Here is a 25,081-nt window from a genome sequence, read left to right as displayed (position 1 = left end):
CCCGCGCCGGCGCGGGCCCTTTTTTATGGACCGGCGAGCCTCTATAGATCAGCCAACAAGCAACAAGAAGGAGCTGATCCATGACTGACCTCGATCGCCGGACGATGCTTGCGACCGGCGCACTGGCACTGGCCGGCGCCGCCGCGCAGTCCGCGCCGGCCCATGCCGAGGCCGCGCCGAGAGCGATGTTTCCGGTCCCGCCGGTCACGATCCCGATCGTCGGCGCCACCGAGGTGTTCCAGGTCCGCCGCATCTACTGCATCGGCCGCAACTACGCTGCGCACGCGCTCGAGCGCGGCTCCGATCCGACCCGCGAGCCGCCGTTCTTCTTCCAGAAGCCGACGGACGCGATCCAGAATGTCGCGGTCGGCACCGTCGCCGATCATCCCTATCCCTCGCTGACCAAGAACTATCACCACGAGGTCGAACTGGTTGCCGCGCTGAAATCCGGCGGCACCAACATTCCCGCCGACAAGGCGCTCGACCACGTCTATGGCTACGCGCTCGGCCTCGACATGACGCGGCGCGATTTGCAGAACGGCATGGCCGCCGAGAAGAAGCCGTGGGAGATCGGCAAGAGCTTTGACCACGCCGCGGTGCTCGGGCCGATCCATCCGGCTGACAAGACCGGCCATTTCACCAAGGGCGCGATCTCGCTCGCGGTCAACGGCGCGGTGCGGCAGAGCTCGGATCTGAAGAACATGATCTGGAGCGTCGCCGAGCAGATCGCAAAGCTCTCCGAGGCGTTTGAGCTGAAGGCCGGCGACATCATCTATTCCGGCACCCCCGAGAATGTCGGCCCGGTCGTCAAGGGCGATGTGCTGCTCTGCAAGCTCGAGGGCTTACCCGATATGTCGATCAAGATCGTCTGACGTCGACGGTTCTTTGTTTGAGCATGATCTCCGCGCAAACGCCTTTGGCGTTTGTCGCGAGGGAAAACCGCTTCGCACTTTTCCGGATCATGCTCTAGCCGGCAAGATCCGCGTATTCCGGATGCTTGTTGAGGTAGTCGACCACGAAGCCGCAGCCGGCGATCACCTTGTGGCCGTCGGCGCGGATCAGCTCGAGCGCGCCCTTGACCAGCTCCGATGCGATGCCGCGGCCGCGCAGGGCGCGCGGCGTCTCGGTGTGGGTGATGATCACGGCCGAAGGCGTCCGACGGTAATTCGCAAAGGCTGTGCCGCCCTCGGTATCGAGCTCGAAGCGGTTTTGGTTCCTGTTGTCGCGGACGGCAGCCATCGCAAAATCCTGACTTGATTCACAGGACTTGATCTAAGCGCTTGAACCCGCCGGTGCAAAGCCGCGACCAACCCGCATATTGGCATTTCTGGATTGACGATATGCGCATTTTGGCCTGCCTGACCGCCGCATTGCTCGGCGCCGCCCTGACGCTGCCAAATCCTCCGAAGGCGGCTGCCGCCGATGATCCGAGCTGGCAGACCTGCATCGGCGCTGCGACGGCCCCGGGTGACCGCGTCACTGCCTGCACGGCGGTCATCGACGGCAAGACCCAGAGCGGCAGGCGGCTGGCCGGGGCCTATTGCAACCGCGGCCATGGACTGACGGAGAAGCGCGAGCTCGATGCCGCGCTCGCCGATCTCAACGAGGCGATCAAGCTCGATCCGGCGTTTGCCTGCGCCTACACCAACCGCGGCCGCGTCTACGCCTTCAAGAACGATCTCGATCATGCGATCGCCGACTACGACGAGGCGATCCGCATCGATCCCGCCTTCGCGATGGCCTACAACAACCGCGGCGATGCCTGGCTCAACAAGGGCGATCTCGACCGCGCGCTGGCCGATCTCAATCTCGCCATCAAATACAATCCGCAGCTCTCCACCGCCTATGGCAATCGCGGCTTCGTCTACTACCGCAAGCGCGACGCGGCGCATGCGATCGCCGACTTCACCGCCGAGATCAAGCTCGATCCGAACGTGCTCGCCTATATCAACCGCGGCAATGTCTATCGCGAGGCCGAGCAGCTCGACCGCGCCGCCGCCGACTACGGCGAGGCTGTGAAGCTTGCGCCGACCGATGCGCGCGGCTGGCGTAACCGCGGCATGGTCCGGCTGTTCCAGGGCGACAACAAGGGCGGGCTCGCCGATTACGACAAGGCGCTGCAATACGATCCCGCTGACGTCTATTCCTGGAACAACCGTGGCCAGGCCAAGCTGCGGCTCGGCGACAAGACCGGCGCGGCGGCCGATTTGCGCAAGGCGCTCGAGTTGCAGCCCGACCTGAAGACCGCCAAGGAGACGCTGGCGCGCCTCGGCGGAGCGCGATGATCGACGGTGTCTGCCGCCTCCGGCCCTGCCGCATCGCACACAGGCGGATCGGGCCTTGCGAGCCGATGCAATTCGATTAGGTTTGTGCCCAGACATACGCCCGTGATGCGGCCCGAAGGTCGTTTGGTGCGGAATGGCAGGACCGGCCGCTGACGTATGCCCCTTGTCGCAAGGAGGTTCGTCATGTCGGATAATCGCTTCTTCAACAGACACCGCCCCTGGGAGGACTGGCTCGGCATGCTGCTTGGCGTGCTGATCATGGTCTCGCCCTGGTTTCCGATGCAGGTAAGCGGCGCCGTCGATCTCGAGCGCAGCCATCTGGTGCTCAACAGCTTCATGGTCGGCATGCTGGTGCTCGGCATCTCCCAGCTCGAATATGTCGCGCTGCATCGCTGGGAGGAGGTGGCGAGCATCGTGCTCGGCCTCTGGCTGATGGCATCGCCCCTGGTCTTCGGTTACGCCGCGGACCAGGCGCTGCAGGCCTGGCACATCCTGCTCGGCGCGCTGGTCGCCCTGATCGGCGCGCTACAGCTCTGGCAGGACTGGAACCTGAGCGAACAGGAATTGGCCAAGCATCCGCAGTAGCGGTTCGGGCAGGATCGGTCGGGCTGGCCGGCCGCCAGCACGCGGTACCATGGCGCCGCGGCGGGCAGGCCTTGCCGAGGCGCGTCGCTTGGCGATAAACCGGGTGGCAGCAACCCCTTGCGGCGCTTGAAGACGCCCGGTTCTGACCGAGGAAACACCCGATGCCTGTCCTGACCTTGCCCTGTCTGTTGTGCGTATCGGCGGGGCGGCAATGACCGGGGCGGAGGTGACCGCGCCGCGCGGCGGGATCGCGCGGGTGTCGCGCCGGGTGATGAACCTCGCCTACATCCTGACCCAGAACGCCCGCCGCCATGGCGATCGTCCCGGTTTCATCTGGAACGAGAAGGCCTGGTCCTGGCGCCATATCGACCAGAACGTCTCGGCGCTCGCGGCGGCGCTCGCCGCCCGCGGCATCGTCAAGGGCGACCGCATCCTGGTGCATTCCAAGAACTGCGACGAGATGTTCTGGTCGATGTTCGCAGCCTTCCGGCTCGGCGCGGTCTGGGTGCCGACCAACTTCCGCCTGATGCCGGACGAGGTCGCCTATCTGGCGACGGCCTCCGGCGCCAAGGCGTTCCTGTGCCATGCCGACTTCCCCGAGCATGCCAAGGCGGCTGCCAACCCCGCGCTCGAATTCGTCTGGCGGATCGGCGAGGGGGGCACGTTCGGCGAGGCGACGGTCGGTGACGTCATCGCCAGACACGCGAGTGCGGAGGTCGAGAACGTCGCCGTCGAGTACGACGATCCCTGCTGGTTCTTCTTCACCTCGGGCACGACGGGCCGCTCCAAGGCCGCGGTCCTGACCCATGGCCAGATGGCGTTCGTGATCACCAACCATCTCGCCGATTTGATGCCCGGCACCACCGAAGACGACGCCTCGCTGGTGGTCGCGCCGCTGTCGCATGGCGCCGGCGTGCATCAGCTGGTGCAAACCGCGCGCGGCGTGCCGACCATCCTGCTGCCGTCGGAGAAGTTCGACATCGCGGAAGCGTATCGCCTGATCGCCAGGCACCGCGTCAGCAACATGTTCACGGTGCCGACCATCCTGAAGATGATGGTCGAGCATCCCGCCGCCGACCAGCACGATCATTCCTCGCTGCGCTACATCATCTATGCCGGCGCGCCGATGTATCGCGAGGACCAGAAGGCGGCGCTGCACAAGCTCGGCGGCGTGCTGGTGCAGTACTTTGGCCTCGGCGAGGTCACCGGCAACATCACGGTGCTGCCGCCCGGCCTGCACGATCCCGAGGACGGCCCGCATGCGCGGATCGGCACCTGCGGATTCGAGCGCACCGGCATGCAGGTCTCGATCCAGGGCGACGACGGACGCGAGCTGAAACCGCACGAGACCGGTGAGATCTGCGTGATCGGCCCCGGCGTGTTCGCCGGCTACTACGACAACCCCGAGGCTAATGCGAAAGCGTTTCGCGACGGCTGGTTCCGCACTGGCGATCTCGGCCATATGGACGAGGAGGGGTTCGTCTACATCACCGGCCGCGCCTCCGACATGTACATCTCCGGCGGCTCCAACATCTATCCGCGCGAGATTGAGGAGAAGCTGCTGACCCATCCCGCGGTCGGCGAGGTCGCCGTGCTCGGCGTGCCGGATCCGTTCTGGGGCGAGGTCGGCGTCGCCGTCTGCGTCGCGCGCGAAGGCGTCGAGGCGGTCGCGGAGGCGGAGCTTGCCGCCTATCTCGCGCCGAAAGTGCCGCGCTACAAGATGCCGAAACGCTTCTTCTTCTGGGAGGCGCTGCCGAAGTCCGGCTACGGCAAGGTGCCGAAGCGGTTGATCCGCGACGAGCTCGAGGCGCGCGGGCTGCTCGAGGTGATCGCCAAATCGACGGGCGCGTGAGGCGATGCGCAGCATCGCCCAGCCTGGCGCTCCGCATGCTGAGCGCATCCAATGGGTCGCCGCGCGCGGCCGCGCGTTTTCATTCGTGCTCGAGGCCGGCATTTCCTTGCTCGAAGCCGTGCGCCGCGGCTTTGCGGCTGAAGGTTTTTCCGGCGGCGTGCTGAACGCGACCGGCGGCGCGCTCGGGCCATTCGCCTATGTGATGCCGGCGCTGTCGAAGGACGGCGTCAACGCGGCGTTCTACAGCGACGCGTTTCGTCCCGATGGCGTGACCCGGCTCAAGCTCGCGGCGCTGACCTTCGGCGAGCGCGACGGCGCGTCGTTCTTCCATTGCCATGGATTGTGGACCGAGGCCGACGGCCGCTGCAACGGCGGACACATGCTGCCGGACGAGACCTTCGTTGCCGAACCGTTCGAGGTGAATGCGTTCGGGATCGAGGGGGCGACGTTCCGGGCCGAGCCCGACAGCGAGACCAATTTCAAGCTGTTCGGTCCGGTCGCATGCGCGCCGCATGCTGCGAAGACCACCAGCCATGCCTTCGCGCTGCGGCTGCGGCCGAACCAGGATTTCGCCTGCGCGCTGGAAGGCTTCTGCCGCCAGCACGGCATTTTGCGGGCGCGGCTGCACGGCGGCGTCGGCTCGACCATCGGCGCGGTCTTCAGCGACGGCCACAGCGTTGTGCCGTTCGCGACCGAGCTCGCGGTGACCGCGGGGCAGATCGCGCCCGACGCCAATCGCCGCCTGCGCGCCAGTCTCGACATCGCGCTGGTCGACTATCTCGGCGGCATCGCCGAGGGCCGCCTGGTGCGCGGCGACAATCCGGTGCTGATGACCATGGAGCTGGTGCTGGAAGTGCTGGAGGAGGCGGAGCGGCCGTAGGGGCGGGCAGTCTCTTGCGCGGGGATGACGGGACTGGGAGCGGATCCAGCAGTCAAATGGCCGAGCACTCGCTGTCATCACCCGCGAAGGGATAGGCGGGTGATCCAGTATTCCAGAGACAGCAGTGCTTGAACCGAGGCGGCGACTGCTTCCCCGCGTCGTCCTGGCCCACCGCGCAACTGTCAATTCCGTCATCCTGAGGAGCGCGCTCTTGCGCGCGTCTCGAAGGATCGACGGCCACCGGCCGGGCCGTGCATCCTTCGAGGCTCGCCAGCGGCGCAATTGCGCCGCAAGGCTCGCACCTCCAGCGACAAAGGCGAAGCTTTTGCGCGGGGAATTTGGTACATCGTCAAACAGCGCTGAGGATGTGCAACGACGTTCTCGCGACATGATTGTCCGAGCTTTGCTTGTCGTTCCGCCCTCCCTCCTTGAAGAGGGCGCAGGGAAAGCCGGGTGCCGATCGCACCCATGGGCCCCGAGCAATAGGTAGAAAGCTCGGGGGTAGGACCACAGGTGTAACCGGAAACAACCCGGCTTTCCCTGCGCGATGGTTGTGCGGCTTATACGTGCTCTCCCCGGCGAGACTTGGCTTTGTTGTCACCGTCTTCACAACGCGCATTTGCGCAATCGGAAAAGACACCTACCGCTAGGGCGTCAGGCCTGCACGATTTCGCCGTCCGCCTCATGCGCGTTCGTCGACTGCGCAATCGGCGTCCACCGCATCTCGACCCGCGTTCGTGACGACCGCGAAGCGCCCCTCGTGTCGGGTGAGACGGCAAATTCATACACTGAACTTCCCTTCGGATAAAGCGAAATATTTTTGCTGCGGGGGCTTGCGCCGTCGGGCAACTCAGATGTATGGGCCGCTCACCGCCGCTTGCGCACGTGGATGTTGATGTCGAGGTCGATCGCGCTGACGCAGGTCTGCTCGGTGCGGTGCGAGCCGCCCTCGTGCCAGCGGCCCTTGCGCAGGCGGATGTCGCTGACATTGGCGAGCCGCAGGCAGCGCCATTGCGGCAGTCTGCCTGAACTCTCGCCGGCGAACTGCCAGGCCAGCACGACCTCTTCGCCGCTCTTGTTGTGGCCGATGATATGCGGGCAGAGCTCGCGCGGCCGGCCGTCATAGACGCAGACCACCTGCTGCTCGGTGCTGACGGCGTTGCGGAACAGGGCGTAGGCGTTGCTGGGCATGCGCTATCGAGCCATCTAGGATTGCTGCGGGGACCTATCATAAACTGGGCCGCCCGCCATTGTTTCCCCGGAACCGCGCAGATGACCCGACGCAATCGCCCGATCAACATGCCCGCGCCGTATCTGCGGCGGGTCTGGCTCGATCCCGCACGCATTCCAGACCGCGAGGCCTATCCGTTCGTGCTGCCGCTGCTGCGCGACGATTTCGAACTCAGTTTCGACAAGCCGATCACCATCATCGTCGGCGAGAACGGCACCGGCAAATCGACGCTGCTCGAGGGCATCGCCGTGATGGCCGGCTACGATGACGCCGGCGGCGGCAAGGGCTACCGCGCGGTCGACCATGGCCGGGCGCTGGAGAAAATGGGTGGCTCGCTTGCGTCGGCGCTGCGTGCAAGCTGGCTGCCCAAGATCACCAACGGCTGGTTCTTCCGCGCCGAGAGCTTCTTCTCGGTCGCACGATATCTGGACGAGGCCGCGATGGACGCCGGAGGCCTTCCGCCCGACTTCCTGTCGCATTCCCACGGCGAGGGCTTCCTGCGCTTCTTTGAGGAGCGCTGCCAGCGGCAGGGCATCTTCATCTTCGACGAGCCGGAATCCGCGCTGTCGCCATCGCGGCAGATCGAGTTCCTCAAGCTGCTGCACCGGATGCACGGCACCCGCCACTGCCAGGTGATCATGGCGACGCATGCGCCGGTGCTGATGGCCTATCCGAACGCGACGCTGCTGCGGCTGAGCAAATATGGCCTCGAGCCGGTGAGCCTGCGGGATACCGATCACTACCGGCTGATGCGCGAGTTCTGCGACGACCCGAAGGGATTCGTCGAGGCGGCGATCGAGGCGTGAAGCCGCCACCGCGGCGGACTTGCCTCCCGGGGAAGCCGCCGGCCGCCAACTTCGCTCTCGTGCAAGCAGCCGGTCCCCGATCTGGTCTAGAACGTCGAGCCATAAACTGCGGCATGCGCCGGGCGGCGGATGGCCGACACATATCGGGAGAGACCAAGGATGAGGCGAACGATCGCGCGGGCTGGCGTCGTGGTGGCGGCATTGGCTGTGTTGGGGGCCGCCTGGGCCCATGGGCCGACCCGCCAGAAGGTGCGCGAATCCATCGAGATCGACGCGCCGCAGGCCAAGGTGTGGGCGGTGATCGGCAATTTCCAGGACATGAGCTGGCTCGCCGGCGTCATCAAGACCGAGGGCGAGAAGGGCAACGAGATCGGCGCCACGCGGCGGTTGACGCTGGGGCCGGGCGCCACCGTCGACGAGGAGCTCTACAAATACGAGCCCGAGATGATGAGCTATTCATACCGGATCACCGCGGTCGACGTGAAGGTGCTGCCGGTCACCAATTATTCCTCGACGCTGACGGTCTCGCCGGCGCCCGAGGGCAAGACAAAGCTGGAATGGGCCGGCGCGTTCTACCGCGGCTTTCCCAACAACGATCCGCCGCCGGAGCTGAGCGACGAGGCGGCGGTGAAGGCGGTCAGCGGGCTCTACAAGGCCGGGCTCGAGGCGCTGAAGAAGAAGATCGAGAGCGGCACCTGAGCGGATGCGAAACTTGCCGTCATTGCGAGGAGCTCGCGACAAAATTGCAAGGCAATTTTGCGCTGAAGCGACGACGCAATCCATTTTTCCTTTCTGCGAGCTATGGATTGCTTCGCGGAGCCTGTCATCCGGCGGCGCTTCGCGCCGACCGGGTGGCTCGCAATGACGTGGATAAAGTTGTCTACTGTGAGCGCGATCGCGTTGGTGGCGCTGCTCGGCCTGCTCGGCGCCGCGCGCGCCGAGGAGGCCTTCGTCACCAACCAGCTCAGCGACGATCTCACGGTGGTCGATCTCGCGACGTCAAGGCCGGTCGCGACGATCGCGATCGGCGGCAAGCCGGCGGGCGTCGCCGTCAGCAATGACGGCCGCTTCGTCTATGTGACGAGCCCGGATGCCAAGGCGGTCACGGTTGTCGACGCGTCGTCGCGCACGGTGGTCGGCCGGATCGATGTCGGCGGCGGGCCGCTCGGCATCGCGGTCGCCCCCGACGGCGCGACGGTCTATGTCGCCGACTGGTATGCCGCCGCGGTGCGAGTGATCGACGCCAAGGCGCAGCGGGTCACCGCCAGCATGGCGGTCGGCGCGTCGCCGTCCGGGCTCGCGGTGACGCCGGACGGGCTGCTGCTGCTCTCGGCCGACCGCGACGACGACAGCATCTCGATCGTCGATACGTCGACGCGGGAGCGGCGAGGGACCGTGAAGGTCGGCGCACGGCCGTTCGGCGTCACCATCGATGCCGAAGGCAAGCGCGCCTACACCGCCAATGTCGGCTCCAACGACGTCTCCGTGATCGACATCGCCACGGCGCAGGAGATCGGCCGCGTCCATGTCGGCCTGCGCCCCTATGCGGTGGCGCTGGCGCAGGGCCGCGGCTTCGTCACCGACCAGTATGACGGCAAGGTCAGCGTGTTCGACCTCGCGACCTTGCAGCCGGTGAAGCGGATCACGGTCGGCGATTACCCCGAAGGCATCGAGGCCACCGCCGACGGCAAGCGGATCCTGGTCGCCAACTGGGAGAGCAATACGCTCAGCGTCATCGACGCCGCCGAGCTGAAGGTGATTGGCGAGGTCAAGGTCGGCGACGGGCCACGGGCGTTCGGGGCGTTTCTCAGGCGGACGGAGTAGCGGCGGGCTGCAGTGCAAGCGCGGTCTCGGGACGGACGCGTGGCGTCCTGACAAGTGAATTCATCGTCCATTCGAACTTGCGCATGAAAATCAAAGTCAGCATCGGCTCGGTTGGGCTGAGTATGATCAGGCTTTCGGGCAACTGGTCGACGTGCAACAGGTCGCGCAGCATCCGTTCCACGTCTTCGATGTTGTCGTGCGACACCAGCATCATCATGCGCTCGATCGGAATGCGCTGGATCGTCTGAAGCAGTTCCCACAGCATATTCTCGGTTATCTCCCCGGGCCAGTCGAAGACGACGAAATCGGCAAATTTCAATTGGGTCGCGATGACTTGCTTCCAGTCGTCATGTGATCCCGGCTTGGCAATGAGGGGCATGTAGGTCTCAGCGAGCACCCAATTGTCCATTCTGGCACCACCGCCTTCCCAAGCCGTTGCCAGCGTTTCGTCGGTCAAGAGCAGGGTCTGCCCATACGTGCCGCACACCGGCATGACTGCTGCAATGTGGCTTGTCGCGAACGCGCGCGCGTTGCGGCGGAACACCACGATCCGAAAGAACGTGTCGATTTGACGTTTGACGAGCATCCTGATCGCGGCGCTGGCGAGCAACGCACTCCAGCTCGCAACGGTGGTGAAGAGCAGTCCCAGCCAGAAGCCGAACGCCATGTAGGACGCCGCGAAAGCGAGGAATCCGGTCAGAGCATTCACCCAACGCAGCTTGGTTCGATTCCACAGGAGGTAGTTGCTGAACGCTAGATAGCGTGGTGTTCGGTAGACATCGTGATCGACGCGATAGCGCCTGAGCACGGATTTGCGATGGGCGTGAATGAATGCCACGCCAGACGCGAGGAAGAGCAGGCCCAGGCCGACGTATTGCAGGTGGCCCGGGACGGAGAAGCAGAGGATGAAGACCCCGGCGACCATGTTGATGCGGGCGAACCATCGGAGCGGGCGAAAGAACGGGTGATCGAACCTATACTGTTCCATATTGCACCATTGCACTGCGTGCTGCCGGTTGCGCTTCCACGATAAGTCATGTCCAGGAATGCAACTGTGAGTAGATTAACACTGTGTCTTGAAATGACGACGGCACGTGGCGCACTTTGCGAGAAATCTCCCGGATTTCGCGGAGCGGGTCGTCGGCCGCGCGCTCACGCGACCCGTTGGCCGATTAGGATGACGGGCGTATAATGGCCGGCAAATATGAGGAAACAGGGAGGATGCCATGCATCATACCTTGGTGCCCAGTGACAGGGTCGAGCATGTCTGCGTCTTCGGGCGCGATGGCGCCAAGCTCGGTTCGATCGAGCGGCTGATGCTCGACAAGGTGAGCGGCACGGTGGCCTACGCCATCATCAAGACCGGCGGCGTGCTGAGCACGCACCACCACTATCCCGTCAGATGGACCGCGCTGCACTTTGATCCTGCCCGGCAGGCCTTCGAGGCCGAAGTGACGTTTGAGGATTTGCGCACCGGTCCGTGCGAATTCGATGGCGACGAATTCGACTGGGGCGACCGCTCGCGATCGTACACGCACCTGAATTATTGGGCGGTGTAGCGCGCAGGTGAGGGGGTGGTGTTGTAGCCCGCATGAGCGAAGCGACATGCGGGAGCGGTCAGTGTGTCCGACCGACAGTCCTCGGATATCGCTTCGTTCATCCAGGCTATTTACTGTCTGGTCTATGAACCCCGCATATCGCTTCGCTCATGCGGGCTACTTGTTGGGCAAACGTCTGACAGATCGCCGCCCATCGCGGCAATCCGTAGGATGGCCGGCCCGCGCTACTCCGCCGCCTCGCTCGCGCTGCTCTTCCTCGGCTTGCTGTTCGCCTTCTTCAGCACCGGGGCCAGAAACTTACCCGTGTAGCTCCTCGGCGCCTTGACGATGTCTTCCGGCGGGCCCCAGGCAACGATCTCGCCGCCGCCGTCGCCGCCTTCGGGGCCGAGGTCGATGACCCAGTCGGCGGTCTTGATGACTTCGAGATTGTGCTCGATCACGACAACCGTGTTGCCCTGCGCGACCAGCTCGTGCAGCACCTCGAGCAGTTTTGCGACGTCGTGGAAGTGCAGGCCGGTGGTCGGCTCGTCCAGGATGTAGAGCGTGCGGCCGGTGGCGCGCTTCGACAGCTCCTTCGCCAGCTTGACGCGCTGGGCTTCGCCGCCCGACAGCGTGGTGGCCTGCTGGCCGACATGGATGTAGTCGAGGCCGACCCGGTGCAGGGTCTGGAAGGTCTCGCGCACGCGCGGCACCGCCTTAAAGAACTCGGCGGCTTCCTCGACGGTCATGTCGAGCACGTCGGCGATGCTCTTGCCCTTGAACAGCACCTCGAGCGTCTCGCGGTTGTAGCGCTTGCCCTTGCAGGTGTCGCAGGTGACGTAGACGTCGGGCAGGAAGTGCATCTCGATCTTGATGACGCCGTCGCCCTGGCAGGCCTCGCAGCGGCCGCCCTTGACGTTGAAGGAGAACCGCCCGGGCTCGTAGCCGCGCGCCTTGGCCTCGGGGAGACCGGCGAACCATTCGCGGATCGGCGTGAAGGCGCCGGTATAGGTCGCCGGATTCGATCGCGGGGTGCGGCCGATCGGCGACTGGTCGATGTCGATGATCTTGTCGATATGCTCCAAGCCCTCGATGCGATCGTGCGGCGCCGCGCCCTCGCTGGCGTTGTTCAGCTTGCGCGCGATCGACTTGTAGAGCGTGTCGATCAGCAGCGTCGACTTGCCGCCGCCGGAGACCCCAGTGACGCAGGTGAACAGGCCGAGCGGGATCTCGGCCGAAACGTTCTTCAGATTGTTGCCGCGGGCGTTGACGACCTTGATGGTGCGGCGGTGGTTCGGCGGCCGTCGATCCGGCACCGGCACCGACAGCTCGCCGGTGAGGTATTTGCCGGTCAGCGATTTCGGATTGCGCATGATCTGGTCGGGCGTGCCTTCGGCGACGATGTGGCCGCCATGCATGCCGGCGCCGGGGCCGATATCCAGCACATGATCCGCCAGGCGAATGGCGTCCTCGTCATGCTCGACCACGACCACGGTGTTGCCGAGGTCGCGGAGCCTCTTGAGGGTGTCGAGCAGGCGGGCATTGTCGCGCTGGTGCAGGCCGATCGACGGCTCGTCCAGCACGTAGAGCACGCCTGTCAGCCCCGAGCCGATCTGCGAGGCGAGGCGGATGCGCTGGCTCTCGCCGCCGGAGAGCGTGCCGGACGAACGCGACAGCGTCAGATAATTCAGGCCGACGTCGAGCAGGAAGGTCAAGCGCTCGCGGATCTCCTTCAGGATACGGGCGGCGATCTCGTTCTGCTGCGCATTGAGCGCTTCCGGCACCGTCTCGAACCACTCGCCGGCGCGCTTCACCGAGAGCTCGGAGATCTCGCCGATATGCTTGCCGCCGATCTTGACGCACAGCGCCTCCGGCTTCAGCCGGTAGCCGTGGCAGCCTTCGCAGGGCACGTCGGAGAAATACTTGCCGAGCTCCTCGCGCGCCCATTCGCTCTCGGTCTCGCGGTAGCGGCGGTCGATGTTGGTGACGACGCCCCTCGAACGGCTTCTTGGTGTCGTAGGAGCGGACGCCGTCCTCATAGGAGAACTTGATCTCGTCGTCGCCGGAGCCGTGCAGCAGCGCGTTCTGGACCTTCTTGGTCAGGTCCTTCCACTTGGTGTCGAGCGTGAACTTGTAGTGCTTGCCGAGTGCGGTCAGGGTCTGGATGTAATAGGGCGACGACGATTTCGCCCACGGCGCGATCGCGCCCTTGCGCAGGGTCAGCTCCTTGTCGGGGATGACCAGGTCCTCGTCGATGTGCTGCTCGACGCCGAGGCCGCCGCAGGCCGGACACGCGCCGTAGGGGTTGTTGAACGAGAACAGGCGCGGCTCGATCTCGGGGATCGTGAAGCCGGAGACCGGGCAGGCGAATTTTTCCGAGAACAGGATGCGCTCGGGGCCGCTCTTGTCGTGGATTTTCGCGGTCTTCTTCTTGTCTTCTTTCTTCTCGTCCTGCGCGGCCGCCGCGGGCGCGTCGGCATATTCGATCACCGCAAGACCCTCGGCGAGCTTCAGTGCGGTCTCAAAACTTTCCGCGAGGCGTTGGGCGAGGTCGGGGCGCACCACGATGCGGTCGACCACGACGTCGATGTCGTGCGGGAATTTCTTGTCGAGGCTAGGGTCTTCCGACAGCTCGTAGAAGGTGCCGTCGATCTTGACACGCTGAAAGCCCTTCTTGAGATATTCGGCGAGCTCCTTCTTGTACTCGCCCTTGCGGCCGCGCACGACCGGCGCCAGCAGATAGAGGCGGGTGCCCTCGGGGAGCGCCAGCACGCGGTCGACCATTTGCGAGACGATCTGGCTCTCGATCGGCAGGCCGGTGGCGGGCGAATAGGGCACGCCGACGCGCGCCCACAACAGGCGCATGTAGTCGTAGATCTCGGTGACGGTGCCGACGGTGGAGCGCGGGTTCTTCGAGGTGGTCTTCTGCTCGATCGAGATCGCCGGCGACAGGCCGTCGATCTGGTCGACATCCGGCTTCTGCATCATCTCCAGGAATTGCCGCGCATAGGCCGACAGCGATTCGACGTAGCGGCGCTGGCCCTCGGCGTAGATGGTGTCGAATGCGAGCGAGGATTTGCCGGAGCCGGACAGGCCGGTGAACACCACCAGCTTGTCGCGCGGAATCTCGACGTCGATGTTCTTCAGATTGTGTTCGCGTGCGCCGCGGATCGTGATGGCGCGCGATGAGGAGCCCGCGTTCTGTTGGCGCTTCGCCTTGAGCACTTCATCCATAGCGACAATTCCGGGCGCATGATCGGGCGCCTTTTGGGCGCGCGTCGCCGGTGATGCCGGGAGCTTGCGCCGATGAGTGTGAAGACTGGAACGTAGGAAGAACGGCCGGCAATTTCCAGTGCTGAATAGCGGCCATCAACGGATAGTTTGCCGGATGGCAGCAGCCGGCAGCAGGATGGGTTCCGAAATGCAAAAAGGCCGGCGCGAGGCCGGCCTTTCGGTGCGATCCGATGCTGGATCCGCCTGGTCCGTTGCCTAAAGCGCGATGAGATTGGATCGAATCGTCATCGCGCCTTAGGTCTTTGTTTGACATGATCTTTCCGGAAAACCGCTTCGCACTTTTCCGGATCATGCTTTAGTACTTGGCGACGATCGGGCCGCCGAAGTGATAGTTCACGCCGAACTGCACGCTGTGCAGGTTGAGGTCGCCGGAGGCAACGCCGAAGTAGGTCTCGCTGCCGAGGCTGCGATACAGGTACTCGCCCTTGATCGACCACTGCGGGGCGATGAACGCCTCGATGCCGGCGCCGACGGTCCAGCCGGAGTGGAAGTTGCTCTGCGAGACGGTGGCGCCGAGCGCGGTGACGCTGATCTCGTTGTCGACCCAGGCATAGCCGCCGGTGCCGTAGAACAGCACCTTGTCGACCGCGAAGCCGAAGCGGCCGCGCACGGTGCCGAGCGCGTCGATCTTGCTCTTCGCGGTGACGCCGAGCGCGCTGACCGACGCATCGACGTCAGCCCAGGCGCCGTCGGCCTCGAGGCCGTACACGATGTTGCCGGCCTGCCAGTTGTAGCCGATGGTGCCGCCGCCGAAGCCGCCTTCCATCTTCGGATTGCCGGAGTTCTCGCTGGCGTAACCGCCGAAGCCACCGATGTAGAAGCCGGTCCAGTTGGTGATCGCGACCGGCGGCGGAGCCTTCACGTAGGGGGCGCGCGCGCCGAGATCGGCGGCCATTGCCGGTGCAATTGCGCTGAGGGCAAACATGCCGGCCGAGGCCAGCAAAACATTCCTGATTTTCAAAGTCCAAATTCCCGTTTTTCTTGCCACATTTTCTTATTGTCCCCTTCAAACATTGAAGGGAGCGTCACAGCAGTGTCGCGTGACGATCACGTGTTTCTACATAGAAATCTCGGAAGTTGTGTATCCGTGAAACCACAATGCACGGAAAACAGCCGCGCCGTGTGCTTGCGCAACGAAAAGGCCGGCGCGAGGCCGGCCTTTATTTTGATGTGAACGCGCGCGTCGCGCGATCAACCGCAGCAGGCTCAGTATTTCGCTGCTACGACCGGGCTTGCGGCGTTGAAATGGTAATTGATGCCGAGCTTGACGGTGTGGAAGGTGTCTTTCCACTCCGAGCGATCGTTGAGCGCGGGCGTGTACTGGATCGGCGCAACCTTGCCGAGATCGATGTAGTTGTACTCGAGCTTGGCCGACCAGTTCGCGGCGAACATGTATTCGACGCCGGCGCCGAGGGTCCAGCCCCAGCGGGTGTCGCTGGCCGAGGCCGAGGGCGGCGCGAGGCCGGCATTGTAGCGATGCAGGATGTCGCCGACCGCAGCGCCGCCGCTGACGAACCACAGCGTGGCGCCGTCGGCGTAACCGAGCCGGCCCTTGATGTCGCCGAAGCTGCGCAGCTCGGTGTAGTAGGTGTCGAGCACGCTTGGCGGTCCGACATTGATCACGTTGGAGCGGCCGGTGATCGAGGCCCAATGGTAGGCGCCCTCGATGCCGAACACGGCAGGGCCGGCCTGGACGTTGTAGCCGATCACGCCGCCAATGAAGCCGCCGCCGGTGGTGTAGCTTTGCGTGCCGATGAACGTCGCATCGTTCGGAGCGCCGAGATAGGTCTCGCTGCTGGTGCCCCAGCCGCCGCCGCCCTGGGCGCCGAGATAGAAGCCGTTCCAGCTGGTCAGGGGCGCGGCAACCGCCGGCTGGGGGGCCTTTGCGGCAAGGTCAGCCGCCGACACGGACGAAACGCTGAGCACGGCGAGGCCGGCTGCACACAGAAGCTGCTTCATGGATCCATCCCGCTTCGATTCGATCATCGCAGGACAGGCTACCATTGCAGGTTGCAGATCGGGCGTAGCGCCCGCGCAACACCGGTAACATTTTGATTTTACTGTATATTTTACGATTTATTAGGATTTAACCATGTCGATTCGGGGGCGGGGCTCAACTCGCAACCGACCCCGGCAAACAGAAAGGCCGGCACAAGGCCGGCCTTTCGTGTCGATCCAATCCGTGTCGCGCAATCAATAGCGCGCAACCACCGGGCCGCCCCACTTGTAGTTCACGCGGACGGTGACGAGGTCGACGTCCTGGCGGTCGCGGATGGTGCTCAACAGCGCTCCACCGGGCGTGGTGAGGTTGTAGTTCTTGTCCTGCATGAACAGGTGGTCGTATTCGACACCAGCGGTCCAGTTCGGCGCGAAGCCGAACTCGATGCCGGCGCCGATGGTGCCGCCCCAGCGGGTGTCGCTGGCGCTGCCGGCGAGCACGCCGGTCGGCGTAACGAAGGTGCTGAAGCGATTGTCGGTCAGCGCCGCACCGCCCTTGGCGTAGAGCAGCACGTTGTTGACGGCGTAGCCGATCTGGCCGGTGAACAGGCCGAACGCGTCGATCTTGGTCTGGTTGGTGAACAGGCCCGGGAAGACCGCACTGCCGTTGCTGCCCTTCAGGTCAGCCCAGTCGCCCTGCGCTTCGAGGCCGAACACCCAGGCGCCGGCCTGCCAGCGATAGCCGATCTGGCCACCGGCGACGCCGCCGGTTGCGTCATGGCACCCGTCCGCACCGAAGGCACCGAGCGGGACCTGGTCCCAGCAATTGTGACTCGAGCCCCAGCCGCCGTTGGCGCCGATGTAGAAGCCGCTCCAGTCATAGACGGCAGCGATCATCGGCGGCGCCTTGGTGTACGGGCGCGCCGCGAGGTCGGCGGCCGCGGCAGGCGCAGCAAACGCAATCAGAGCAACCGTCCCGAGCAAAAACTTCTTCATCGTCAATCTCCCCAGCTCCCCGATCGGCTTCCAAAAGGTCCCGAAGCGCGATCCCAGACGCGAGCGCCCGTCCGTTGGTTGATAGCTATACGCCGATTCAACCGGAAAGCCCGTCTCCCAAATGCCACACTCGGGGAAGAAGTGCCGCCGGAATAAGGCGCTGATTTGTTTATTGTTTTTCTGACGTCGCGTCGCCGGCGGGCGGCTGGGAGCGAAACCGGCTGTCATATCATCGCCACGGACGGCCTCTACGGCTGGTTGTGGCGAACAAAACTGGAACATTCCCGGGCGGGATGCTATATCTGATTATCGTGGATAACCGTGCGACGGCGGAGGGCGCCAAGCCGCCGCCGGCGTATAGGGTCATCCACGACGCCTGCAATGTAAGTGGCGAAGGTTGAGAGTGGCGGCCGATGTCCGGACGCCCGGTTTTTGAGTGGAGATGATGCGATGGCAGGAAGCGTGAACAAGGTGATCCTGGTTGGAAACCTCGGCAAGGATCCGGAGATCCGGCGGACCCAGGACGGTCGTCCGATCGCCAATCTGTCCATCGCCACCTCGGAGACCTGGCGCGACAAGGGCACCGGCGAGCGCAAGGAAAAGACCGAGTGGCACCGCGTCGTGATCTTCAACGAGGGGCTCTGCAAGGTCGCCGAGCAGTACCTGAAGAAGGGCGCCAAGGTGTACATCGAGGGTCAGTTGCAGACCCGCAAATGGACCGACCAGAGCGGCGTCGAGAAGTACTCGACTGAAGTCGTGCTGCAGGGCTTCAACTCCAACCTCACCATGCTCGACGGGCGCGGCGGCGGCGGCAGCAGCTTCTCCGATGATGGCGGCAGCGATTTCGGCTCGTCCGGTCCGGTCAGCTCGGCGCCGCGCCGTGCGGTCGCCGCCGGCGGCGGCAGCCGCAACAGCGACATGGACGACGACATCCCGTTCTGAGCGCGCGCTCGGACACCGCGTCAGCCGCCGTTCCGTGACGATCAGTTGCCGAAACGGCGGTTCGATATGTCGCGACAGTTTCCTCATGTGAATTATGAAGATAACTTTCTAACGGCTTGCAGTGTTTCGCCCAGATGGCGGCGCTCAGAGCCGGTTCCCGCGACTTTGACACAGGTCAATGTGAATGGTATTTACATTGCCTGTGGCGAGCGAGGCTTTGCCGCGGATCATTTCGAGGGCCGCCATCATGAGCCTCGCGCCATTGCTCGACGCCGCGCCTGCGATCCCGCTCCATGCCTTTGCCGCCATGACCGCCTTCGTGCTCGGCTCCATCCAGCTTGCCGCGCCGAAGGGCACGCTGCCGCACCGGACGCTGGGTTGGATCTGGGTGATCCTGATGCTGGTGGTCGCCGGAAGCTCGTTCTGGATCCACCAGATCCGCCTGCTCGGGCCGTGGAGCCCGATCCATCTGCTGTCGATCTTCTCGCTGCTCATGCTGGTGCTCGGCGTCATGGCCGCGCGGCGTCACAACGTCCGCCGCCACAAATACACGATGATCGGCATCTTCTTCGGCGCGCTGGTCATTGCCGGGCTGTTCACGTTCATGCCCGGGCGGATCATGCATGCGGTGGTTTTTGGCCGCTGACGGGATTTGCGAATAGCGAATGGGGAGTGGCGAAGAGGGGATTCTCCACTCGCTATTCGCTACTCGCCATTCGCTTCTCGACCAAGCGGCCGTGGTCCCGCCGACCCACCCGTAAGTCCATGAAAAAACGAAGGGAAAAACGGCTTGCCGGAGCCGTGGAAGGGTGGTTATCAGGCCCCCGATGGGCTATATGATTCCCCAGTAGAACCGACCGGATTTCCCCTTTGTCCGATAACGACGACCACAAGCCCGGCGAGCCGCCGGGGCCCTCAGATATTCGTCCCGTTTCCATTCTCGACGAGATGAAGAAGTCCTACCTCGATTACGCGATGAGCGTGATCGTGTCGCGTGCGCTGCCCGATGCGCGCGACGGGCTCAAGCCGGTGCACCGGCGCATCCTCTACTCGATGCATGAGCAGGGACACACCCCGGACAAGAAATACGTCAAGTCCGCGCGCGTGGTCGGCGACGTGATCGGTAAATATCACCCGCACGGCGACCAGTCGATTTACGACGCGATGGTCCGCATGGCGCAGGATTTCTCCCTGCGTGTGCCGCTGATCGACGGCCAGGGCAATTTCGGTTCGATCGACGGCGATCCGCCGGCCGCCTATCGATATACCGAAGCGCGGCTGACGCGCGCGGCACTGGCCGTGCTCGCCGACATCGACATGGAGACCGTCGATTTCCAGCCGAACTACGACAATTCGGAGCAGGAGCCGTCGGTTCTGCCGGCCCGCTTTCCGAACCTTCTGGTCAACGGCGCCGGCGGCATCGCCGTCGGCATGGCGACCAACATCCCGCCGCACAATCTCGGCGAGGTGGTCGACGCCTGCGTCGCGCTGATCGATAATCCGGCGCTCACGATCGACGAGTTGATCGACATCATTCCCGGACCTGATTTCCCGACCGGCGGTGTCATCCTGGGCCGCCAGGGCATCCGCTCGGCCTATCATCTCGGCCGCGGCTCGATCGTGATGCGCGGCAAGGTGACGATCGACACCATCCGCAAGGACCGCGAAGCGATCATCATCTCCGAAATTCCCTATCAGGTGAACAAGGCGACGATGGTCGAGCGCATTGCCGACCTCGTGAAAGAGAAGAAGATTGAGGGCATCGGGGACCTGCGCGACGAGTCCGACCGCGACGGCTATCGCGTCGTGATCGAGCTGAAGCGCGAAGCGGTGCCCGATGTGGTGCTCAACCAGCTCTACCGCTTCACGCCGCTGCAGACCAATTTCCCCGCCAACATGCTGGCGCTGGATTCCGGCCGTCCGCAGACCATGAATCTGAAGGACCTGCTCAACATCTTCGTCGCGTTCCGCGAGCAGGTGGTGACAAGGCGGACCAAGTTCCTGCTCGGCAAGGCCCGCGACCGCGCCCACATCCTGGTCGGCCTTGCGATCGCGGTCGCAAACATCGACGAGATCATCCGCGTCATCCGGACCTCGCCCGATCCGAACACCGCGCGCGAGGCCCTGATGTCGCGCGACTGGCCGGCGCGCGACGTCGAGGCGATGATCACGCTGATCGACGATCCCCGGCATCGCATCAACGAGGACGGCACGCTGCGGCTGTCGATGGAGCAGGCGAGGGCGATCCTCGACCTCCGGCTGCAACGCTTGACCGCGCTCGGGCGCGACGAGATTTCCGAAGAGCTCGACAAGCTCGCGGCCGAGATCGCCGACTATCTCGACATCCTCCGGTCGCGTGCCCGCGTGCAGGACATCGTCAAGACCGAACTCGCCGAGGTGAAGCAGCAGTTCGCGACGGCGCGCAAGACCGAGATCATCGAGCAGGAAGGCGAGGTCGAGGACGAGGACCTGATCCAGCGCGAGGACATGGTCGTCACCGTGTCGCATGCCGGCTACGTCAAGCGCGTGCCGCTGTCGACCTACCGGGCACAGCGCCGCGGCGGCAAGGGCCGCGCCGGCATGCAGACCCGCGACGAGGATTTCGTCTCGCGGCTGTTCGTGGCCTCCACGCACACGCCGGTGCTGTTCTTCTCGTCGCGCGGCCAGGTCTACAAGGAGAAGGTCTGGCGGCTGCCGATGGCCGCTCCGAACGCGCGCGGCAAGGCGCTGATCAACATCCTGCCGCTGGAGCAGGGCGAGCGCATCACCACGATCATGCCGCTGCCGGAGGATGAATCCTCCTGGGGCAATCTCGACGTGATGTTCGCGACGACAGGCGGCACCGTCCGCCGCAACAAGCTGTCCGACTTCGTCGACGTCCGCCGCTCCGGCATCATCGCCATGAAGCTCGGGGAGGGCGAGGCGATCGTCGACGTGCAGATCTGCACCGAGCATGACGACGTGCTGCTGACCGCCGCCGGCGGGCAGTGCATCCGCTTCCCGGTCACCGATGTGCGCGTCTTCACCGGCCGCACCTCGATGGGCGTCCGCGGCATTGCGCTGGCCGAGGCCGACAGGCTGATCTCGCTGGCGATCCTGCGCCATGTCGAGACCACCTCGGACGAGCGCTCGGCCTACTTGAAGATGCGCCGCGCGGTGGCCGGCGAGGCCGCGACCGAGGAGCCGGTCGAGGCCGAGGGCGAGGAGACCGCGAATGCGATCCAGCTGTCGCAGGAGCGCTATGCCGAGCTGTCGGCCGCCGAGCAGGTGGTGCTGACCGTCTCGGTCAACGGCTACGGTAAGCGGACCTCGTCCTACGAGTACCGCACCACCGGCCGCGGCGGCAAAGGCATCGTCGCGATGAGCGTCAACAACCGCAACGGCAACCTCGTGGCGTCGTTCCCGGTCGAGGATGCCGACCAGATCATGCTGGTCACCGACAAGGGACAGCTGATCCGCTGCCCGGTGGCCGACATCCGCGTCGCCGGCCGCTCGACCCAGGGCGTGATCGTGTTCGACACCGCCGAGGACGAGCACGTGGTCTCGGTCGAGCACATTCCGGAAGAGGAAAACGGCGAGAACGGCAACGGCGGCTAAGGCCGCCGGGGCCGATCTCGTAGCCCGGATGGAGCGAAGCGAAATCCGGGGGTCTGTCGACGCAGCACGCTGGTGCCGGATTGCGCTGCGCTTCATCCGGGCTACGCGGACGATGAGATCAGATCTCGATCTCGGTGCCGAACTCCACGACCTGGCCGGTGGGTACGCCGAAGAACGCCGCCGATCGCTCGGCGTTGCGTTGCAGGAAGGCGAACAGCGATTCCCGCCACACCCACATGCCCGGAATGTCCTCGCGCGGGATGATGGTCTCGCGGCCGATGTAGTAGGTCACGTCGGAGAGATCGATGCCGGGCAGCTTGGCCTGCCGGCAGGCGGTCTTCAGCCCCTCATAGATCGTCGGATACTGCATGAAGCCATAATGCAAGATGATGCGGGTGATGCCCGGGCTGATCTCGATCACGTCGGCGCGGTCCTCGTCGGGAATCCGCGGCCGCTCCTCGATCTGCACGGTGACCAGCAGCACGCGCTGATGCAGCACGTGATTGTGCTTGACGAACTGGGTCAGCGCCAGCGGCACCCCGTTGGGGGCCGAGGCCAGGAACACGGCGGTGCCGGGCAGGCGGGCGCTGCATTTGTTGACCGCGGTCTCGATCAGATCCTCTTCCGGCTGACGCAGCTTGCTGCGCGCCTTCTCGACCAGCTTCACGCCGCTGCGCCAGGTCATCATCAGGAACGCGACCGCGCCGGCGAGCAGCAGCGGGAACCAGCCGCCTTCGAACAGTTTCTCGGTGTTCGCCGCAAAGAAGATCAAGTCGATGATGAAGAAGAAGCCGTTCACCGCGATCACCAGGATCGGCGAGTAGCCCCACTGGATCGCGACCAGGGCGGCGAGCAGCGTGGTGATCGCCATCAACAGGGACACCGCGATGCCATAGGCGCCGGCGAGGGCATCCGAGGTGCCGAATGCCAGCACCGCGCCGAGCGTGCCGGCCGCGAGCAGCCAGTTCACCAGCGGCACGTAGATCTGTCCGATCGCATCGCTGGTGGTGTGGCGGATATGCATGCGCGGCAGGAAGCCGAGCTGGATCGATTGCTGGGTCAGCGAGAACACGCCGGAGATGATCGCCTGCGAGGCGATCACGGTGGCGAGCGTCGCGAGCAGCACCAGCGGATAGTGCGCCCAGTCGGGGGCGAGCTGGAAGAACGGGTTGTCGATTGAGTTCGGGTCGTTGATCAGCTCGCCGGCCTGGCCGAAATAGTTGAGCACCAAAGCCGGCAGGCAGACCGCGAACCAGGCGAGCCGGATCGGAAAGCGGCCGAAATGCCCCATGTCGGCGTACATCGCCTCGCCGCCGGTGACTGCGAGGAAGGCGGCGCCGAGGATGGCGAAGCTGACGTGAAAATCCTGATGGATCAGGAAATCGAATGCATAGTACGGGCTGAGTGCGACCAGCACGCCGGGCGCCTTGACGATGCCGTGGATGCCGAGCGCCGCCAGCACGGCGAACCAGAACAGCATCACCGGGCCGAAGATCTTGCCGATGAAGCCCGTGCCCTGCTTTTGCATGATGAACAGGCCGATCAGGATGACGACGGTGAGCGGCACCACCGCAGGCGCCAGCGAGGGCGCGTCGACCTTGAGGCCTTCGATCGCCGACAGCACGGAGATGGCCGGCGTGATCGCGCCATCGCCATAGAGCAGGGCGGCGCCGATCAGTCCGACGACCAAAAGATGGGCCCGCCAGGTGCCGGGCGCCGCGTTGCGGGCCGAGAGCAGCGCCAGCAGCGCGACAATGCCGCCTTCGCCGCGGTTGTCCGCGCGCAGGATCAGCATCGCATACTTCACCGAGATGATCAGGATCAGCGCCCACAGGATCAGCGACACCACGCCGAGCACCGCACTCGAGGTCAGCGGCCCGCCATGGGCGGCAGCCTTGGCAGCTTCCTTCAGGGCGTAGAGGGGGCTGGTGCCGATGTCGCCATAGACGACACCCAGCGCACCGAGCGTGACCGCAACCGGGATCGGACTGGTTGGAGGGTGGCCGGAAGAGACGATGGCGGGCGTACTGGTCACGGCGATCCCCCGATGGCTTGCGCCCGCCGGATCATCCAACCGGGCGCCTAAACGATAGTCTGCGACGAGACGTCGCAAATTACCATTGGGTTCTGCGTGACGGCCTTGACCTTATGTCAGGCTGACGGCTGGTGTGCCGCTCCGATCGCGCCGGGGCGGCAACTCTCCGAGGTACGACCTCGTCGCATTTCCTTCACGCGAACCGGTGGCGACCTCGTCGGGAAGTTTATTCTACGGGGTGCGGTCGGCGGTGACGAGGCGGGCTTCGCGGACCACCGTCTTGTTGCCGGCGCTGCGCAGGCAGGAGGCTTCGAAATTCGGCCAGGCCTGCTGCGAGCAGTCCTTGCCGACCGGGTGAATGTCGAGACGGTCAGCCTTGGCCAGCGGCTGCGGGGTGGAGGCTTCGACCTGCGGCGCAAAGCCCGGCAGCACGGTGAGCGCGGCGGCAATGAACGCGGCAACGGCGATAGCGGAAAGTGCCTTGATCATGACGGTCCCCATGTGATCGGGCCCCCCGGGGCCCGTCGTTTCGTTGTCCAATGTCTACCGGCCGCAAGTTTCCTGGTGTCTTCGCCACCCCGGGAAATGGTTTCGTCGCCGGCCGGTTTTGTTTCATCCGCCAGTGGCCGACGAAACATTCACCCTCGTAGACGCTGGCATCCCAGAACTCGTTCACTGGACGAGGCGGAATTTATTTCGCGCGGCCGACGGAACCGGGGCGGCTTGCCGGGGAGGGCCGGGCGGGTTAGGAGGGACCATGTCCCGTATCGCGCTCTATCCAGGCTCCTTCGATCCCGTCACCAACGGCCATCTGGACGTGGTCCGGCAGGCCGTAAGCCTGTGCGACCGTCTAGTGGTCGCCGTTGCCATCCACGCCGGCAAAAAGCCGCTGTTCTCGACCGAGGAGCGGCTGGAGATGCTGCGCGAGGTGTGCGGCCCGATCGCCCAGCAGGCCGGCTGCGCCTTCGATTGCACCACCTATGACAATCTGACGGTGACCGCGGCACGCAAGCTCGGCGCGACCATCATGATTCGCGGCCTGCGCGACGGCACCGATCTCGACTACGAGATGCAACTCGCCGGCATGAACGAGGCGATGGCGCCCGAGGTGCATACCGTATTCGTTCCGGCATCCGTCGCGGTCCGCCCGATCACGGCCACACTGGTGCGCCAAATCGCCCAGATGGGCGGCGACTTCTCTGCATTCGTGCCGTCATCAGTCGCCGCTAGCCTGAAGGCCAAGTTCGCCGGTTGAGACCGGCGGGGCCTGCCACATCC

21 protein-coding genes and 1 pseudogene are annotated in these 25,081 nt (G+C 64.7%); 13 read left to right on the top strand and 9 right to left on the bottom strand.

The window, feature by feature from the left end; genetic code table 11:
• The first annotated feature begins 80 nt into the window (after window positions 1-80).
• The gene (locus ACVW17_RS28225) at window positions 81-872 is read left to right on the top strand and encodes a fumarylacetoacetate hydrolase family protein (protein WP_456754909.1); all 792 of its coding nucleotides are present in this window, start codon (window positions 81-83) and stop codon (window positions 870-872) included.
• A gap of 94 nt (window positions 873-966) precedes the next feature.
• Here ACVW17_RS28225 and ACVW17_RS28220 read toward each other — a convergent pair whose 3' ends face one another.
• The gene (locus ACVW17_RS28220) at window positions 967-1,239 is read right to left on the bottom strand and encodes a GNAT family N-acetyltransferase (protein ID WP_456754908.1); all 273 of its coding nucleotides are present in this window, start codon (window positions 1,237-1,239) and stop codon (window positions 967-969) included.
• 101 nt (window positions 1,240-1,340) lie between these two features.
• Between ACVW17_RS28220 and ACVW17_RS28215 the strand changes: the two genes are divergently transcribed.
• The 4 genes from ACVW17_RS28215 to ACVW17_RS28200 all read left to right on the top strand — a co-directional run bounded on the left by ACVW17_RS28215 (window position 1,341) and on the right by ACVW17_RS28200 (window position 5,602).
• On the top strand, window positions 1,341-2,285 hold the full coding sequence (locus ACVW17_RS28215) for a tetratricopeptide repeat protein (protein ID WP_456754907.1): 945 nt from the start codon (window positions 1,341-1,343) through the stop codon (window positions 2,283-2,285).
• 183 nt (window positions 2,286-2,468) lie between these two features.
• Window positions 2,469-2,870, top strand: a complete 402-nt coding sequence (locus ACVW17_RS28210; protein ID WP_456754906.1) for an SPW repeat protein — start codon at window positions 2,469-2,471, stop codon at window positions 2,868-2,870.
• Between the two features lie 211 nt (window positions 2,871-3,081).
• Window positions 3,082-4,722 (top strand): acyl-CoA synthetase, encoded by a 1,641-nt coding sequence (locus tag ACVW17_RS28205; protein ID WP_456754905.1) that lies wholly within the window; start codon window positions 3,082-3,084, stop codon window positions 4,720-4,722.
• A 4-nt stretch (window positions 4,723-4,726) separates the two neighbouring features.
• A complete protein-coding gene (locus ACVW17_RS28200; protein WP_456754904.1) occupies window positions 4,727-5,602 on the top strand; it encodes a PCC domain-containing protein in 876 nt (291 codons plus the stop codon).
• Window positions 5,603-6,469: 867 nt separating this feature from the next.
• On the opposite strand, the gene ACVW17_RS28195 is transcribed toward ACVW17_RS28200, so the two are convergent.
• Window positions 6,470-6,793: a hypothetical protein gene (locus ACVW17_RS28195; RefSeq protein WP_456754903.1), complete on the bottom strand. Its 324-nt coding sequence runs from the start codon at window positions 6,791-6,793 to the stop codon at window positions 6,470-6,472.
• Between the two features lie 81 nt (window positions 6,794-6,874).
• Here ACVW17_RS28195 and ACVW17_RS28190 point away from each other — a divergent pair, with 81 nt between their 5' ends.
• The 3 genes from ACVW17_RS28190 (at window position 6,875) to ACVW17_RS28180 (ending at window position 9,463) form a co-directional block, all read left to right on the top strand.
• Window positions 6,875-7,639, top strand: coding sequence for an AAA family ATPase (locus tag ACVW17_RS28190; protein ID WP_456798135.1), 765 nt, complete (start codon window positions 6,875-6,877; stop codon window positions 7,637-7,639).
• Between the two features lie 159 nt (window positions 7,640-7,798).
• On the top strand, window positions 7,799-8,338 hold the full coding sequence (locus ACVW17_RS28185) for an SRPBCC family protein (RefSeq protein WP_456754902.1): 540 nt from the start codon (window positions 7,799-7,801) through the stop codon (window positions 8,336-8,338).
• A 162-nt stretch (window positions 8,339-8,500) separates the two neighbouring features.
• Window positions 8,501-9,463 (top strand): YVTN family beta-propeller repeat protein, encoded by a 963-nt coding sequence (locus ACVW17_RS28180; RefSeq protein ID WP_456754901.1) that lies wholly within the window; start codon window positions 8,501-8,503, stop codon window positions 9,461-9,463.
• Here the strand turns inward: ACVW17_RS28180 and ACVW17_RS28175 are convergent.
• Entirely contained in the window at window positions 9,447-10,451 is a 1,005-nt protein-coding gene (locus tag ACVW17_RS28175; protein WP_456754900.1) for a hypothetical protein, read from the bottom strand. The two genes, ACVW17_RS28180 and ACVW17_RS28175, sit on opposite strands and share 17 nt — an antisense overlap.
• Window positions 10,452-10,689: 238 nt before the next feature.
• Between ACVW17_RS28175 and ACVW17_RS28170 the strand changes: the two genes are divergently transcribed.
• On the top strand, window positions 10,690-11,022 hold the full coding sequence (locus ACVW17_RS28170; RefSeq protein ID WP_456754899.1) for a PRC-barrel domain-containing protein: 333 nt from the start codon (window positions 10,690-10,692) through the stop codon (window positions 11,020-11,022).
• Window positions 11,023-11,246: 224 nt separating this feature from the next.
• Here the strand turns inward: ACVW17_RS28170 and uvrA are convergent.
• The 4 genes and pseudogenes from uvrA to ACVW17_RS28150 form a co-directional block, all read right to left on the bottom strand.
• Window positions 11,247-14,235: pseudogene (gene uvrA, locus ACVW17_RS28165) on the bottom strand (excinuclease ABC subunit UvrA).
• A gap of 355 nt (window positions 14,236-14,590) precedes the next feature.
• Window positions 14,591-15,250, bottom strand: coding sequence for an outer membrane protein (locus ACVW17_RS28160; protein ID WP_456756545.1), 660 nt, complete (start codon window positions 15,248-15,250; stop codon window positions 14,591-14,593).
• 251 nt (window positions 15,251-15,501) lie between these two features.
• On the bottom strand, window positions 15,502-16,254 hold the full coding sequence (locus tag ACVW17_RS28155) for an outer membrane protein (protein ID WP_456754897.1): 753 nt from the start codon (window positions 16,252-16,254) through the stop codon (window positions 15,502-15,504).
• Window positions 16,255-16,488: 234 nt separating this feature from the next.
• Window positions 16,489-17,229 (bottom strand): outer membrane protein, encoded by a 741-nt coding sequence (locus ACVW17_RS28150; RefSeq protein ID WP_456798134.1) that lies wholly within the window; start codon window positions 17,227-17,229, stop codon window positions 16,489-16,491.
• Window positions 17,230-17,679: 450 nt separating this feature from the next.
• On the opposite strand from ACVW17_RS28150, the gene ACVW17_RS28145 reads away from it, so the two are divergent.
• The 3 genes from ACVW17_RS28145 (at window position 17,680) to gyrA (ending at window position 21,768) form a co-directional block, all read left to right on the top strand.
• A complete protein-coding gene (locus ACVW17_RS28145; protein WP_028340751.1) occupies window positions 17,680-18,171 on the top strand; it encodes a single-stranded DNA-binding protein in 492 nt (163 codons plus the stop codon).
• Window positions 18,172-18,418: 247 nt separating this feature from the next.
• Window positions 18,419-18,817, top strand: coding sequence for a DUF2306 domain-containing protein (locus tag ACVW17_RS28140; protein WP_456798133.1), 399 nt, complete (start codon window positions 18,419-18,421; stop codon window positions 18,815-18,817).
• A gap of 224 nt (window positions 18,818-19,041) precedes the next feature.
• Window positions 19,042-21,768: a DNA gyrase subunit A gene (gyrA, locus tag ACVW17_RS28135; RefSeq protein ID WP_456754893.1), complete on the top strand. Its 2,727-nt coding sequence runs from the start codon at window positions 19,042-19,044 to the stop codon at window positions 21,766-21,768.
• A gap of 118 nt (window positions 21,769-21,886) precedes the next feature.
• Here gyrA and ACVW17_RS28130 read toward each other — a convergent pair whose 3' ends face one another.
• Window positions 21,887-23,785 carry a potassium transporter Kup gene (locus tag ACVW17_RS28130; protein ID WP_456799000.1) on the bottom strand — a complete coding sequence of 633 codons (1,899 nt, stop codon included), beginning with the start codon at window positions 23,783-23,785 and terminating at the stop codon, window positions 21,887-21,889.
• Window positions 23,786-24,034: 249 nt separating this feature from the next.
• The gene (locus tag ACVW17_RS28125; protein ID WP_050630591.1) at window positions 24,035-24,292 is read right to left on the bottom strand and encodes a hypothetical protein; all 258 of its coding nucleotides are present in this window, start codon (window positions 24,290-24,292) and stop codon (window positions 24,035-24,037) included.
• 268 nt (window positions 24,293-24,560) lie between these two features.
• On the opposite strand from ACVW17_RS28125, the gene coaD reads away from it, so the two are divergent.
• A complete protein-coding gene (coaD, locus tag ACVW17_RS28120) occupies window positions 24,561-25,058 on the top strand; it encodes a pantetheine-phosphate adenylyltransferase (RefSeq protein ID WP_456798132.1) in 498 nt (165 codons plus the stop codon).
• Window positions 25,059-25,081 lie beyond the last annotated feature (23 nt).

The sequence above is a fragment of the Bradyrhizobium sp. USDA 4473 genome (assembly GCF_054063335.1).
The sequence above is the reverse complement of the archived record's forward strand: the minus strand, read 5'-3'. Positions and strand labels throughout refer to the sequence as shown.